The following is a 369-nucleotide window of genomic DNA, read 5'->3' on the forward strand; positions in this document are numbered from 1 at the left end:
GTGTACTTGACTGAGCGCAGTCAACATTGATTCAACATCAGACTTGACGCGCGTCAACGTCGGAATCAACCCGTCAACCATCGCCGTCAACTGCGCATCAGGCCCCACCTCAACCAGCGTCACGTCACCCAGCCGAGTGACGTTCTCGTGGAACCGCACCACATCCCGCACATGGCTGACCCAGTAGTCGACCGTCGTGACATCGCCGGATGTTGACATTCCTACAACCGGCTCGTGGAACGTCAGCCCACTGATCGCCTCACGGAAGTCATCCAGCATCGGCTCCATCAACGGCGAGTGGAACGCGTGACTGACGTTCAGCCGCTTGCTCTTCCACCGCTCCGCAACCGCCAACACCTCGTCCTCAAC

At 59.1% G+C, this 369-nt stretch carries 1 protein-coding gene; it reads right to left on the reverse strand.

Features of this window, described 5'->3' with window-relative positions; all coding sequences use genetic code 11:
• On the reverse strand, positions 1 to 354 hold a 354-nt coding region (locus FXN61_RS50020), incomplete at its 3' end, for a hypothetical protein (protein WP_223165940.1).
• Positions 355 to 369: the final 15 nt, after the last annotated feature.

It is taken from the genome of Lentzea indica (genome assembly GCF_012184385.1).
GTDB lineage: Bacteria > Actinomycetota > Actinomycetes > Mycobacteriales > Pseudonocardiaceae > Lentzea > Lentzea indica.